At 73.0% G+C, this 13,525-nt stretch carries 13 protein-coding genes; 2 read left to right on the top strand and 11 right to left on the bottom strand.

Annotation, left to right across the window (positions count from 1 at the left end):
- A partial coding sequence (locus tag AAHH18_RS10985) for an ABC transporter ATP-binding protein (RefSeq protein ID WP_343301640.1) occupies positions 1-801 on the bottom strand: 801 nt, incomplete at its 3' end.
- Between the two features lie 84 nt (positions 802-885).
- Here AAHH18_RS10985 and AAHH18_RS10980 point away from each other — a divergent pair.
- Entirely contained in the window at positions 886-1,494 is a 609-nt protein-coding gene (locus tag AAHH18_RS10980; RefSeq protein WP_343301639.1) for a PH domain-containing protein, read from the top strand.
- Between the two features lie 37 nt (positions 1,495-1,531).
- Here AAHH18_RS10980 and AAHH18_RS10975 read toward each other — a convergent pair whose 3' ends face one another.
- The 4 genes from AAHH18_RS10975 to AAHH18_RS10960 all read right to left on the bottom strand — a co-directional run bounded on the left by AAHH18_RS10975 (position 1,532) and on the right by AAHH18_RS10960 (position 7,050).
- Positions 1,532-2,629, bottom strand: coding sequence for an ABC transporter permease (locus tag AAHH18_RS10975; RefSeq protein ID WP_343301638.1), 1,098 nt, complete (start codon positions 2,627-2,629; stop codon positions 1,532-1,534).
- A complete protein-coding gene (locus AAHH18_RS10970; RefSeq protein ID WP_343301637.1) occupies positions 2,626-4,146 on the bottom strand; it encodes an ABC transporter permease in 1,521 nt (506 codons plus the stop codon). The genes AAHH18_RS10975 and AAHH18_RS10970 overlap by 4 nt, the downstream gene beginning before the upstream one ends.
- A gap of 214 nt (positions 4,147-4,360) precedes the next feature.
- Positions 4,361-6,205: an ABC transporter family substrate-binding protein gene (locus AAHH18_RS10965; RefSeq protein ID WP_343301636.1), complete on the bottom strand. Its 1,845-nt coding sequence runs from the start codon at positions 6,203-6,205 to the stop codon at positions 4,361-4,363.
- 341 nt (positions 6,206-6,546) lie between these two features.
- On the bottom strand, positions 6,547-7,050 hold the full coding sequence (locus AAHH18_RS10960; protein WP_343301635.1) for a MarR family winged helix-turn-helix transcriptional regulator: 504 nt from the start codon (positions 7,048-7,050) through the stop codon (positions 6,547-6,549).
- Between the two features lie 107 nt (positions 7,051-7,157).
- Between AAHH18_RS10960 and AAHH18_RS10955 the strand changes: the two genes are divergently transcribed.
- Positions 7,158-7,958, top strand: coding sequence for an SDR family NAD(P)-dependent oxidoreductase (locus AAHH18_RS10955; RefSeq protein WP_343301634.1), 801 nt, complete (start codon positions 7,158-7,160; stop codon positions 7,956-7,958).
- 49 nt (positions 7,959-8,007) lie between these two features.
- Here the strand turns inward: AAHH18_RS10955 and AAHH18_RS10950 are convergent, their stop codons facing one another.
- The 6 genes from AAHH18_RS10950 to AAHH18_RS10925 all read right to left on the bottom strand — a co-directional run bounded on the left by AAHH18_RS10950 (position 8,008) and on the right by AAHH18_RS10925 (position 13,459).
- Complete coding sequence (locus tag AAHH18_RS10950) at positions 8,008-9,147, bottom strand: class I SAM-dependent methyltransferase (protein WP_343301633.1); 1,140 nt, start codon at positions 9,145-9,147, stop codon at positions 8,008-8,010.
- The gene (locus AAHH18_RS10945; RefSeq protein ID WP_283321123.1) at positions 9,135-9,554 is read right to left on the bottom strand and encodes a type II toxin-antitoxin system VapC family toxin; all 420 of its coding nucleotides are present in this window, start codon (positions 9,552-9,554) and stop codon (positions 9,135-9,137) included. The genes AAHH18_RS10950 and AAHH18_RS10945 overlap by 13 nt, the downstream gene beginning before the upstream one ends.
- Positions 9,551-9,784 carry a FitA-like ribbon-helix-helix domain-containing protein gene (locus tag AAHH18_RS10940; protein WP_283321124.1) on the bottom strand — a complete coding sequence of 78 codons (234 nt, stop codon included), beginning with the start codon at positions 9,782-9,784 and terminating at the stop codon, positions 9,551-9,553. The genes AAHH18_RS10945 and AAHH18_RS10940 overlap by 4 nt, the downstream gene beginning before the upstream one ends.
- Positions 9,785-9,847: 63 nt before the next feature.
- The gene (ychF, locus tag AAHH18_RS10935) at positions 9,848-10,933 is read right to left on the bottom strand and encodes a redox-regulated ATPase YchF (RefSeq protein ID WP_222171588.1); all 1,086 of its coding nucleotides are present in this window, start codon (positions 10,931-10,933) and stop codon (positions 9,848-9,850) included.
- A 106-nt stretch (positions 10,934-11,039) separates the two neighbouring features.
- On the bottom strand, positions 11,040-12,602 hold the full coding sequence (locus tag AAHH18_RS10930) for a hypothetical protein (protein ID WP_343301632.1): 1,563 nt from the start codon (positions 12,600-12,602) through the stop codon (positions 11,040-11,042).
- Positions 12,578-13,459: an ABC transporter ATP-binding protein gene (locus AAHH18_RS10925; protein ID WP_343301631.1), complete on the bottom strand. Its 882-nt coding sequence runs from the start codon at positions 13,457-13,459 to the stop codon at positions 12,578-12,580. The genes AAHH18_RS10930 and AAHH18_RS10925 overlap by 25 nt, the downstream gene beginning before the upstream one ends.
- Between the last annotated feature and the right edge of the window lie 66 nt (positions 13,460-13,525).

Here is a 13,525-nt window from a genome sequence, read left to right as displayed (position 1 = left end):
CAGCAGCCGCTGGGTGTACGGGTGCTGCGGGGACGAGAAGATCGCCGCGGAGTCGCCGTGCTCGACGACCTCGCCGTCCTTCATGACGACGATCGAGTCCGCCATGTCGGCGACCACGCCCATGTCGTGCGTGATGAGGACGATGCCGGAGTTGATGCGGTGCCGCAGGTCCCGCATGAGCTTGAGGATCTCCGCCTGCACCGTCACGTCGAGGGCCGTGGTCGGCTCGTCCGCGATGAGCAGCTTCGGGTCGCAGGCGAGCGACTGGGCGATCATCGCGCGCTGACGCTGGCCGCCGGAGAGCTGGTGCGGGTAGGAGTCGAACCGGCGCTCCGGCTCGGGGATCTCCACGAGGCGCAGCAGCTCGATCGCGCGCTCCTTGGCGGCGGTCGGGCCCATCTCGAAGTGGGTGCGCAGCGTCTCGACGATCTGGAACCCGATCGTGTAGACGGGGTTCAGGGCCGTCATCGGCTCCTGGAAGATGACCGCGATCTCCTTGCCGCGGATCTTGCGCAGGGCGCCGTTCGGCATGCCGATGAGCTCGCGCTCGCCGAGCTTGGCGGACCCGGTCGCGCGGCCGTTCTGCGGCAGCAGGCCGAGCAGCGCCATCGACGACTGCGTCTTGCCGGAGCCCGACTCGCCGACGATCGCCAGGACCTCGCCGGGGCGCACGTCGTAGTTCACGTGCTTGGCGGCGGGGAACCACGCGCCGTCCACGTAGAAGTCCACGCCGAGGTCGCGCACGCTCAGCACCGGGGTGGTCTCCGGTGCGGTCGTGCCGTGGGAGGTGTCGATGGCCACGGTTCAGTGTCCTTCCTGCACCGGCAGCGTGCCGGTGCACCATGACGGCGCGGTCCGGGACCGGGCGTCTGGGAGCATGAGGCCATGGGCCCCACGCATGTCTTCCGTTCGGGCTTCGGCCGTGTGCTGACCGGCGCGGCCGCCGTCGCGGCGGTGGCCGCGGGCGTCAGCGTGGTCGCCACCGACGGCGCGCAGGCGCTGCTCGCCTACGGTCCGTGGCTGGTGCTGGCCGTGGTGCTGGTGGCGGCGACCTTCTGGCTGCCGCAGGTGGAGGTCAGCGACGCGGGCGTCGAGGTCCGCAACGTGTGGTCCACGGTGCGGGTGCCCTGGCCGGCGTTCCGCGGCGTCGAGGCCGGCTTCTCCCTGGAGGTGCGGTCCGTGTCCGGCACGGTGAGCGCCTGGGCGGCACCCCGGTCGAGCGGCACCGCCGCCCGGCTGTCCCGCGGCCGACGCGACGCGACCCCGCTGCCCGGCGGCGAGCCCGGCACCGTGCTGCGTCACCACGGCACCGCTGAGACCGCGGCCCGCGCCGTCGCCGAGCGGTACTCCGCCCTGCGCGACGCCGGCCACCTCGAGGGAGCCGACGCGGCCGTCGCGGCCGGCGTGGTGCCGACGCGCCGGCTGCACGTCCGCACGCTCGCGGCGGTCGCGGTGCTCGTCGCCGTCGGCGTGGCCGGGCTGCTGCTGGGCTGACAGCGGCCCGGGCCGGGGTGCGTCCACCGGGTCGACCTCAGCTGCCGAGGCCGTTGCCGCGGCCCTGGATCTGCAGCGGCACGACGGGCTCGCGCGAGGCCGCGGCCTCGGCGCGCGCCATCTTGCGCGCGGACGGGATGCGCTTCTGGCGCGGGTCGAACGCGTCGCGCAGGCCGTCGCCGATGAAGTTGACGCTCAGCGCGATGACCACGATGAACAGGCCCGGCCACCAGAACAGCCACGGCCGGGTGGCGAAGGCGCTCTGGTAGTCGCTGATCAGGCGGCCGAGCGACACCTCCGGCGGCGTGATGCCGAAGTGGATGTACGACAGCGCCGTCTCGAGCAGGATCGCCTGGCTCATGAGCAGCGTGGTGCTCACGATGATCACGCCGATCGCGTTCGGCAGGATGTGCTTGAAGATGATCCTCCGCGTGCTGGCGCCGGCGACGCGCGCGGCGTCGACGAACTCGCGCTCGCGCAGCGACAGGAACTCGCCGCGCACCAGGCGCGCCAGGCTGGGCCACAGGATCAGGCCGAGGGCGAAGGCGAACACCAGGCCCGAGACGCCGCCGGCGAGCTTGCCGACGACCGCGCCGATGACGAGCGCCGGGACCGTGATGAACAGGTCCGTGGTCCGCATGAGGAACGTGTCGGTGCGCCCGCGGTAGAACCCGGCGAGCGAGCCGACGAGCACGCCCACGGCGCAGGACACGACGCCGATGATGAACATGACCATCAGCGAGGTCTGGATGCCCTTCATCACCTGGGCGAACATGTCGCGGCCGATCTCGTCCTGGCCGAGCGGGTGCTCGCCGATCGCGAAGCCGGTGCCGCCGAGCCACGTGGGCATCGAGAGGGTCGGGCTGCCCCCGGGGTTGGTGATGTTCTGCGGGTCCGGCGCGCCGGTGTACTTCCACCAGCCCGGGACGGGGCCGAAGCCCACGGAGCTGAACGCGAGCAGGACGACCAGGATCAGCACGCCGAGGCCGATCATCGCGCCCTTGTGACGGAAGAACCGGCGCCGGACGATCTGCCCCTGGGACAGACCCGCGACCTCCTGGAGCTCGATCGCGTTCTCGAGGTGCTCCGTCGGCTGGTCGCCGGCGGACGGGGGGGTGGGGTTCTGGGTGCTCATGCGTCCAACCGGATCCGGGGGTCGACGACCGCGTAGATGATGTCAGCGACGACGTTCGCGATGATCGCGAGGGCCGCGGTGATGAACAGGTAGGCCATCACCGGGTCCATCTCGGCGTTCTGCAGCGACTGCACGAACAGCTGGCCCATGCCGGGCCGCGCGAACACGGCCTCGGTGATGATCGCGCCGCCGATGAGGGTGATGACGTCGATGGGGACGACCGTGGCCAGCGGGATCAGCGTGTTGCGGAACCCGTGGCGGACCACGACGAGCCGCTCCGGCAGGCCCTTGGCGCGCGCGGTGCGGATGTAGTCCTGGTTCATCACCTCGAGCATGCTCGAGCGCGAGTACCGGGTGTACGCCGCGAACGCGATGAGGATCAGCGTGAGCGTCGGCAGGATCAGGTGCGTGAACGAGTCGAGCGTCTGCACCCAGTAGTTGCCGCCGAGGTTGGGGGTGCGGTCGCCGAACGTCGGGATGGGCCGGCCGCTCAGGGCGTTGAAGTACGGCACCCAGACCTTCATGACCTGGTCGACGAAGATCAGCGCGCCGACGACGATCGCGGTGATCGCCCCGGCGCGGGCGGAGATCCCGCGGTCCGGGCCGCCGAACAGCATGCCGATGCCCCAGCCGACCGCCAGCGTCACGAGCGCGAGGCCGGCGATCAGCAGGTGCGACTCGTCGACCGACTTGAAGAACGACTGCATCGGGAAGTACAGGGCGACGCCCAGCAGCGCGACCGTCAGCGTGGTGAACAGGGCGCGGCGGTTCTCGAGGCCCGCGGACACCATCGTCACGGCGAGGGCGGTCCCGATGCCGAGCACCAGCAGCAGCGCCGGGCCGATCTGGGGGCGGGACCACCAGTCGGTGAGCTGCAGGTAGGCGAGCATCGCGAAGGTCGCGGCGGTGGCGATGCCGAACGTCTGCGCGCGCCGGCGGGCCGAGCCGCCGATCGCCAGCATCCACACGACGCCCGCGACGGCCGCGAGGGCGATCAGCACCGGCCAGGCGATGGTCGGGTCGCGCAGGAAGTCGTTGAAGCCGATGGCGCCCCACTGCTTGAGCAGCACCGCGACCCAGAACGAGGGCAGCGAGTACAGCAGGAACGACACGAAGATGATGAGGTAGTCGAACGCGCTGTACTGACGCAGCGCGCTGACGATGCCGACGAACACGCCGAGGAGCAGCGCGAGGAACGTCGCGGCGGTGACCAGCTCGAGCGTCGAGCCGATCGCGTCGCCGATGAGCGGCCTCACATCCTGGCCCGTGCGCCAGGCGACGCCCCAGTCACCGGTGACGAAGTGGCCGATCCACTGGAAGAACCGGATGACCACGTTGGTCTCGAGGTCGAGCTGCGCGATGCGCGCTTCCATGAGCTGGGCCTTGTTCGGCGCCGTGCTCTCGCGGAGGTCCTGCAGCGGGTCGACCGCGGCGTTGACCAGGATGAACATCAGGAACAGAGCCACGAACAACGTGGCCAGCCCCGCCAGGAAGCGGCGCCAGAGGAATCTCAGCACGGGGAGGGGACCTCGCTCACGGAAAGGATGCCGCGGACGAAGAGGGATCCTAGCCTCACGTCCGCACGTGCCCGTGACCCGGGTCGGGTCCGAGCACGCGAAGAGCGCCGGGCGGGGGTGCCTCGGCGCCCTTCGGTGTGGTTCTGGGTGGCCGCCCCGCCGACGCCTCGCGGGGAGGCGCCGGCGGGACGTGCCGGGTCGTGCGCTGGGTGGGTCAGCTCGCCGAGGCGGCCGAGCCCGGGGTCCAGTTCCAGAAGCCCGCGAAGATCGTCGGGTTGATCGAGATCTTCGAGATCCCGTCGATCTTCTCCGGGTTCCAGGCGGTGACGCCCGGGAACTGGAACAGGGTCACGCCGAAGGCGTCGTCGACCAGGTGCTTCTCGATCTGGCCGAGCAGCTCACCCTGCTCGTCGGGGTCGGTCGCGACCTGGAGCTCGTCGAACAGCGAGTCGACCTCCGGGTTCGAGTACCCGTAGAAGTTGTTCGTCGCGTCGGTCCGGTAGTTGGCGTCCGACTCCGTCACGGCCGTGGACTGCGACTGCCAGCCGAACAGGGCCGCGTCGTAGTAGGAGGTCGCGTTGGACAGGTCGGTGCCCCAGTCGGCCTGGACCTGGTACGGGGTGACCGTGATGCCGGCCTCCGCCGCGGACGCGGCGATCAGCTGGAACTCGTTCTGGCGCCGGGTGTTCTCCGGGTCGAAGAGCAGGCGGACGTTGACCGCCGGCACGCCGGCCTCGGCGAGCAGCGCCTTGGCGCCCTCGATGTCGACCTCGCCGTACTGGGCGTCCTGGCCGGAGGCCTCGGAGACGGCGTCGTAGTTCGGCGAGCCGGGGACCACGGTGTAGGAGCTGCGCACCTGGGCGTTCTCGTTCAGCGGCTTGATGAGCGAGTCGACGATGTCCTGGCGCGGGATCGTCTTGAGGAACGCCTGGCGGACCTTGAGCGCCTTGTCGGCGTCGCCGCCGTAGGTGGCCGGGTCGAACGGGCCGCCGTTGGCGAACTGCAGGTCGACGTGCTCGTAGGTGCCCTCGTCGGAGGTCTCCACCTTCAGGCTGTCGATCGCCTGGATCGCCTCGAGGACGTCCGCGGTCGACTGCGGGCTGATGAGGTCGACCTCACCGTTCTGCAGCGCCTGGACCTGACCCATCGGGTCGCCGTTCCAGCGGACCGTGACGGTGCCGATCGACGCCTTGTTCGCGCCCTCGTAGGCCTCGTTGGCCTTGAGCGTCATGTACTGGTCCTTGACGAAGTCCGTCATGACGTACGCGCCGTTGGACAGGTACAGGTTCGCGTCGTCCGGGAGCTCGGTGTAGTTGAAGTCGGTGCTCCAGACCTTGGCGATCTTGGAGAGCGTGTCGACGTCGTTGTTGAGGATCGCGTCCTGCACGGCCTGCGTGGCGGCCTCGGCGTCCGACTCGTCCAGCGCGCGCTGACCGACGACGTGCGACGGCAGCGTGGGCGCCGTCATGCAGGTCTCCCAGTCCGCGAACGGCTTGGTGTAGGTGAACGTGATCGTGCTGCCGTCGATCTCGGGAGTCTCGATCAGGGCGGCGCACGGCGAGGCGGCGTCGAAGTAGACACCGGCGTCCAGGGCGTCCTGGTTCGAGATGTTGCCCTCGTCGTCGTACTCGGCCTCGACGTTGTTGAACGTGCCGCTCTGGGCCGCCCACTCCAGGAGGAAGTCGGTCGGGGAGACCGCGACGCCGTCGGACCACTTCGCGGTGTCCGCGAAGGTGTACTCGATGGTCAGCGGGTCGTCCGAGGTCTTCTCGTACGTGCCGAACGACTCGTCCGGGACCAGGTTGAGCTCCTGGTCGTAGTAGTTGAAGCCGGCCTTGGTGAGGTACGTGATGACCGAGTTGGCCGTCGCGTTACCCGTGATGCTGTTCTGGTTGTACGAGTAGAACGGCTGGTTCCAGGCGATGTTCACCGAGGTCTCGGTGTTGATGCCCGAGTCGTCGGTGGTGTCGTCGCTGCCGGAGTCCGAGCAGGCCGTCAGCGCGAGGGCGCCGGCCGCAGCGATGGAGACCGCAGCGGCGGCCTTTCGTGTGATCCTCAATGTTCCTCCTGAGAAGGTGGCGCTCGGCCTCCGGCCCCTGCGCCGCGGCCGTCACCGGCTCGCGCAGGGCGGACGCACGCTCCCGCCATGGATGGGGACACGCTAGTGGCGTTGAGACGGACATATCGGACACCCCCGAGGTGGGGGGCTGATCGTTACCGGATCGATACTGAGTAGTAGTGTCCAGCATTCAAGACGGAACACGTGCGTAACGTCCCGGAAACATCGGGATCGCGACCGCACCGCCCCGCGCAGGTGCGCGCCGGGGCTCCTCCGCCCAGCGCCGGGGCGACCGGGTGTGCTATGAGCACCCGCGCGACAGGCCCCGGACGGCGCCGGGCCTACCGCTCCCCCGCACCGGCCGGGGGCTCCCAGCCGCCCTCCTCGCGGACACCCCGCGCGATCCGCCGCCCGATCTCGCGCAGCTGCCGGACCTGCGCCGAGGTCAGCCGGTCGAGCACCAGCCGGTGCACCGTCTCCACGTGACCGGGTGCGGCGTCGGCGACGACGCGGCGCCCGGCGTCGGTGAGGGACGCCAGCGTGTAGCGGCCGTCCTGCGGGTCGGGGCTGCGGCGCAGCCAGCCGCGCGCCTCCAGGCGGGCCGCCGCGCGCGACAGCCGGGACAGCGTGCTGTTGGCGTAGCCGGCGAGCACGCTCATGCGCAGCGTCCCGGCGTCGGCGCGGCTCAGCGCGTACAGCACGCCGTACTCGAAGTGCGTCAGACCCGCGTCCCGCTGCAGCTGGGCGTCGAGCGCCGGGGGCAGCCACTCCAGGACGGTGGCCAGGGCCGACCACGCCTCGAGCTCGGTGCCGGACAGCGCGCGGGGGGTGCCGGGATCCGTCATGCCCCGCACCCTAGCCGCCCCGGTTGACTTGCTCAGGCAAGTCATCGCCGCCTACCGTCACTTTCCTGAGCACGTGAACCTCACGGTGCGGGACGGAGGAGGACGACATGGATCTGCAGCTGACCGGCCGGAGGGCGTTCGTCAGCGGGTCGACCCAGGGCATCGGCCACGCGATCGCGCGGGGCCTGCTGGCCGAGGGGGCCGAGGTGGTCGTCAACGGGCGCGACGCCGGGCGGGTGCGGGCGGCCGTCGCCCGGCTGCGCGACGCCGCCCCGGGGGCCGTCGTGTCCGGCATCGCGGCCGACCTCGCCGACGCCGCGCAGGTGGAGCAGCTGCTGGACGAGCTCGGCGAGCTCGGCGACGTCGACGTGCTGGTCGCCAACGCCGGCGTCTTCGACGTGGCCCCGTTCGACCGGCTCACCGACGCCGACTGGCAGCGCCACCTCGACCTCAACGTCATGAGCGCCGTCCGCCTGACCCGCCGGCTGCTCGGCCCCATGCTCGGCCGCGGGTGGGGCCGCGTCGTGCTCATCAGCAGCGAGTCCGGGGTGGACGTCCCGGCCGACATGACCCACTACGGCGTCACAAAGGCCGCCCTGCTCGCGCTGGGGAACGGCCTGGCGAAGACCACCCGCGGGACCGGGGTCACGGTCAACACCGTCCTCGGCGGGCCGACGTGGTCCGACGGCGTCGCCGCGACCGTGGAGCAGATCGCCGGCAGCCAGGGCGTGCCGGCCGGCGAGCTCCGGGCGTCGCTGGCCGCCGCCCGCACCACGTCGCTGCTGCAGCGGTTCATCGAGCCCGAGGAGATCGCCCGGCTCGCGGTGTACCTGGCCAGCCCGGTGTCGTCGGCCACGAACGGCGCCGCCGTCCGTGCGGACGGGGGCGTGCTCACGACGTTGCTGTGAGCCGCTCGACCGCGTCCGGGCGCCTCACGGTCCGCGGCGCCCGGGGCGGTCAGGCCCGACGGGACGCGGTGATCGTGAACTTCGGGTTCCGCGCGACCTGCCGGGTCGGGCCGACCGCCTCCCGCAGCGCCGGCCGGTAGCCGAGCCCCGAGTTCCACACGCACCACAGCTCGCCGCCCGGGCGCAGCACCCGTGCCGCCTCCGCGAACAGCCCGCGGGCCACCCCGTCGTGCACCGCGGCGCCGACGTGGAACGGCGGGTTCAGCAGGACGAGGTCCGCGCTCGCGTCCGCGATCCCGGCGGTCCCCCGGGCGCGCCGGACGCGGACGCGCTCCCCCAGCCCGTTCGCCGCGACGGTCGCCCGGGCGGACGCGACGGCCGCCGCGGACTCGTCGGTGGCCACGACCTCGACGCCCGGGCGCGCGGTGGCCAGCGCGGACGCCAGCACACCGGTGCCGCAGCCGAGGTCGACGGCGGTGCGGGCGTCCGGCACCGCACCGGCCAGGTGCTCGACCAGGAACCGCGTCCCGATGTCGACGCGCGCACCGGCGAACGCCGCACCGTGCGCGCAGACCGTCAGGCCGAGGTCGTCGTGCCGCGCGGTGACCGGCCAGGCGGCCGCGCCCGCGGAGGAACGGGGCTCCGCGGCGTGCAGCACCCGGGCCTTCTGCCGCCCGCGGCTGGCCCGCACGACGCCGAAGTGGCGGGCCAGCACCTCGTTCATCGCCCGGGACATGTGCTTCTCCCGGCCCGCGGCGACCACCGCGACCGCCGGGTCGGCGTGCCGCGCGACGAGCCCGGCCACCTCGTCCAGCGCGTCGAGCGACCGCGGCAGCAGGAGCAGCACGACCCGCGCCCCGGACACGAGCTCCGGGCCGAGCCCGGCGAGCGACCGGAACGCGTCCGCGCCGCCGAGCCGCGCGGCGTTGCCCGCCAGCGCGAGCTCGCCCGTGAGCCGGTCGGTGTGCGCGCGGACCCCGCTGAGGCCGAACCGGTCGGCCGCCCCCAGAGTCACCGCGCCGTACCGGTCGCCGACCACCACGACCGTCCCGGGCACGGCCCCGTCGAGCAGCGGCGCGGCCTCGTCGAGGAGCAGCCGGTCCGCGGCGTCCACCGCGACCAGGTCGGGCGCGGGGATCTCGGGGTCGCAGCGCAGCGCGGCGAGCAGGGCCTCGGTCACGCGGTCCACGGGTTGACGAGATCCACACCGGTGCCGTCGAAGTCCCTGACGTTCCGGGTGGCGCACGTGGCTCCGTGCGCCAGGCAGATCGCCGCGATCTGGGCGTCAGCGGTGTGGATCGGCCGACCCGCCCGCTCGCGCGCGGCGAGGACGTCCGCGTACTGCTCGGCGGCTGCCACGTCGAACGGCAGGATGGCTCGGGTCGCGCGATAGGGCTCCAACGCGTCGTGGAGCATCCCGGCGAGCGCGGTGCGGCGCTGCCCGTCGGGGAGCCGACGGACCCCGGCGAGCAGCTCGGCGAGCGTCACGGCAGCGATCGCGACCTCCCCGGTCAGCCCTTCGAGCCAGGCCACGACCCGCGCCTCGGGCTCGGGCCGGAAGACCTCCGAGATGACGTGGGTGTCCAGCACGATCATTCGAGGTCCACCGCCCGGGCGTCGTCGCTGCGCTCCGGCACGACGAGGCCCTCGACGCCACCGACCTGACGGGCCGCCCGGAGGAGGGCCACACCGATGTGGGGGCGGCGAGCAGCCCTGGTGAGGATGTCGCGCGCCTCAGCCTCCATGGACCGGCCGTGCTCCTTGGCCTGGGCGGCGAGCTGCTGCTTCACGGACTCGTCGAGCCCGCGGACGACGATGGTGGACATGCTGGCGACCTCCCTCCGAACTGCTAGCCCTGATGCTAGCAGTTCGTCGGTGCCGGCAGCCGGTCACACGTTGAAGCGGAACTCCACCACGTCGCCGTCGGCCATCACGTAGTCCTTGCCCTCGATGCGCGCCTTGCCGGCGGACCGGGCGGCCGCGACCGAGCCGGCCTCGACCAGGTCGTCGAACGAGATGACCTCGGCCTTGATGAAGCCCTTCTGGAAGTCCGTGTGGATGACGCCGGCGGCCTGCGGGGCCGTCCAGCCCTGCCGGATCGTCCACGCGCGCGACTCCTTCGGCCCGGCCGTCAGGTAGGTCTGCAGGCCGAGGGTGTGGAACCCGACGCGGGCGAGCTGGTCGAGGCCCGCCTCCTCCTGGCCGTTCTCGGCGAGCATCTCCTTGGCCTCGTCCGGCTCGAGCTCGACCAGGTCGGACTCGAACTTCGCGTCGAGGAAGATGGCGTCGGCCGGGGCGACGAGCGCGCGCAGCTCCTCCTGCATCGCGGTGTCCGCCAGGCCGGCGTCGTCGGTGTTGAAGACGTAGATGAACGGCTTGGCCGTCATGAGCTGCAGCGGGGCCAGGTCCGCGAGGTCGAGGCCGGCGGCCTTCGCGCCCTGGAACAGCGTCTGGCCCGTCTCCAGCACGGCCTGCGCGGCCTGGGCGGCGGCGAGCTCGGCCGGGTCCGCCTTCTTCGCGCGCACCTCCTTCTCCAGGCGCGGGACGATCTTCTCGAGCGTCTGCAGGTCGGCGAGGACGAGCTCGGTGTTGATCGTCTCGATGTCGTCGCGCGGCGACACGCGCCCGTCCACGTGCACGACGTCGGGGTCGGCGAACGCGCGCGTGACCTGGCAGATCGCGTCGGCCTCGCGGATGTTCGCCAGGAACTTGTTGCCCAGCCCCTCGCCCTCGCTGGCGCCCTTGACGATGCCGGCGATGTCGACGAACGACACGGTCGCGGGCAGGATCCGCTCGCTGCCGAAGATCTCCGCGAGCTTCTCGAGGCGCGGGTCGGGCAGCGGCACGACGCCGACGTTCGGCTCGATGGTGGCGAACGGGTAGTTCGCCGCGAGCACCTGCGCGCGGGTCAGGGCGTTGAAGAGGGTGGACTTGCCGACGTTGGGCAGGCCGACGATGCCGATGGTGAGTGCCACGGGCGACCATCCTAGGGGGCCGCGCGGCGGGCGGCCCGGGGCCGTGCACGCCGGAGCACGCGGCGCGGCGGGCCGGGGGCGGTCACGGGCCGCCACCGCGGGTCCCTCAGGCGAAGGAGCGCAGCGCCTGCAGCAGCTCCGGCGCCCGGCGGTCGTACTCCCGGGCGCCCATCCGGATCCCGCCGAGCAGCACCGCCACGCCGACGCCGGGGGCGACCACCACCGTGAGCGCCACGAGGACCGCGTTCCCGGTGAGCACGGCGGCGACCGCGAGCGCGACGCCCGGCAGGCACAGCGCCCCGAGGACGAGCATCCCGACCCACTGGGTCACCATCGTGGCGAACGACGACCCCTGCGGCGTCGTGAACGGGCTCTCCCCCGGCTTCGGCACCGGGTAGACGACGCGCGCCGAGAACACGCTCGCCGCACCCACGCCCGTGAGCAGGACGCCGACCGAGCCGGCGAGCACCGGCAGGGTCGCGCCCCACCGGCCGGAACCGGCGAGCACCACGACGTCCGTCACCAGCACCGCCGCGCCGCCCACGAGCAGGCCGGCCAGCGCCCGCCCCGCGCGGTCCACGCGGCCGTCGACGGGTGCGGCGACGTGCGTCCAGAACGCGGTGTAGTCGGACGACACGTCCGTCGACAGGGACCACCCCATGACGAACGCGACCAGCAGGCCCGCCCACAGCAGCGACGTGCCGCCCCGCCCGAGGAACCACAGCAGCAGCACCAGCACCGGCACCACGGCGACCGCGCCGGCGTAGCGGGCGTCGCGCACCCAGTACGTGAGGCAGCGCGCGGCCACCGCACCGGTCGGGGTGGCCGGCAGCCGCCCGAAGAACCCGAGCCCGGTGCTGCGCGCCGCGGGGCCGGCCCCCGGCGGGCGCACGAGCGCCGCGGCCATCGCCCGGTCCCACACCAGCGCACCGAGGGCGAGGGAGGCGCACGCCACCGCGAGCTTGCCCAGCGCGGCGAGCCACGCGCCGGCGGCGACGTCCGCCGCGAGCGCCCACGGCGCCCCGAGCGGCGTCCAGCCGACGACGACGGCCACCCCGGGGAGCGCGTCCGCGACGGCGCTCAGGCCCGCGGTGACGCCGATGATGATCGGTCCCGCGAGGATCAGGGGCACGAACGCCAGCACGGCCGCGACCTCGCGGAACCGCCGCCCGCTCACCAGCGGCGCCAGCAGGGTGGTGAGCGCCCGGGAGCCCACGACGCACAGCGCGACACCGAGCGCGGCGCCGACGAGGGCGGCGACGGCCGCGACCGGGGTGCGCCACCACACCAGGGCGGTCGCCGCCGAGACCACGGTCGTCGCGACGCCCGGCAGCCCGACCAGCCCGCCGACCGCCAGCCCCAGCAGCAGCGTCCGGCGCCGCACCGGGAACAGCCGGAACCGGTCCGGGTCCAGCGTGCTGTCCACGCCGAACGCCACGAGCGGCAGCAGCCACCACCCGGCGACCAGCAGGGTCCCGCCGAGCACCACGACCGTGCGGGCCAGCTCCTCGTCGCGCTGCACGCCGAGCGCGACGAGGCCGACCACCGCGAGCACCACCAGGAACGCCGTGTACGCGCCGCCGAGCACCAGCCCGACGACCCGCCACGTGCTCCGCCGCAGGCCGCCCCGCAGCAGCGACAGCTTCAGTCGGACGAGGTGTGCAACCACGCCAGCCCCTCCTCGCTGCGGCGGCCGCCGACCAGCTCGACGAAGCGGTCCTCCAGCGACTCCGCGCCGCGCACCTCGTCCACCGTGCCCTGCGCCAGCACCCGGCCGGCCGCGATCACGGCGACGTGGTCGCACATGCGCTGCACCAGGTCCATGACGTGCGACGAGACCACCACCGTGCCCCCGTCCGCCACGTACGACGCGAGGATGTCCCGGATGTTCGCCGCCGACACCGGGTCGACCGCCTCGAACGGCTCGTCGAGCACGAGCACGCGCGGGGCGTGGACGAGCGCGCACGCCAGCGCGATCTTCTTGGTCATGCCCGCGGAGTAGTCGACGACCAGCGTGTCCGCGTCCGCGGTCAGGTCGAACGCCCGCAGCAGGTCGGCGGTCCGGTCGCCGACCGTCGCCCGGTCGAGACCGTGCAGCAGCCCGGCGTACGTCACGAGCTGGGCACCGGTGAGGCGGTCGAACAGGCGGACCCCGTCGGGCAGCACGCCCAGCATCCTCTTGACGGGCAGCGGGTCGGACCACAGGTCGTGCCCCCGCACCACCACGCGGCCGAAGTCGGGGCGCAGCAGGCCGGTCGCCATCGACAGGGTCGTCGTCTTGCCGGCGCCGTTCGGGCCGACGAGGCCGTACAGCGAGCCGGCCGGCACCTCGAGGGAGACGTCGGCGACGGCGATCTTGGTGCCGAACCGCTTCCACAGGCCCTGGATGGACAGGGCGGGCGGGTGCGGGGCGGGCGCCGCGGGCGCGTGCGGGGAGGGCGCCGGCGGCGCGTCCGCCGCAGCGGCGTCCCCGGACGGGGCCGCGCCGTCGGGCCGGGCAGGGCTCAGGGGCTCGTCCGCGGTCATCGGCCCAGCATAGGAGGGGTGCGTGCCCGCCCGCCCGGCGTCCGCCGCCCGGTCCGGCACGCGGGT

It is taken from the genome of Cellulomonas olei, from assembly GCF_039548315.1.
Taxonomy (GTDB): Bacteria; Actinomycetota; Actinomycetes; order Actinomycetales; family Cellulomonadaceae; genus Cellulomonas.
This window is presented reverse-complemented; position numbering and strand designations above follow the sequence as displayed.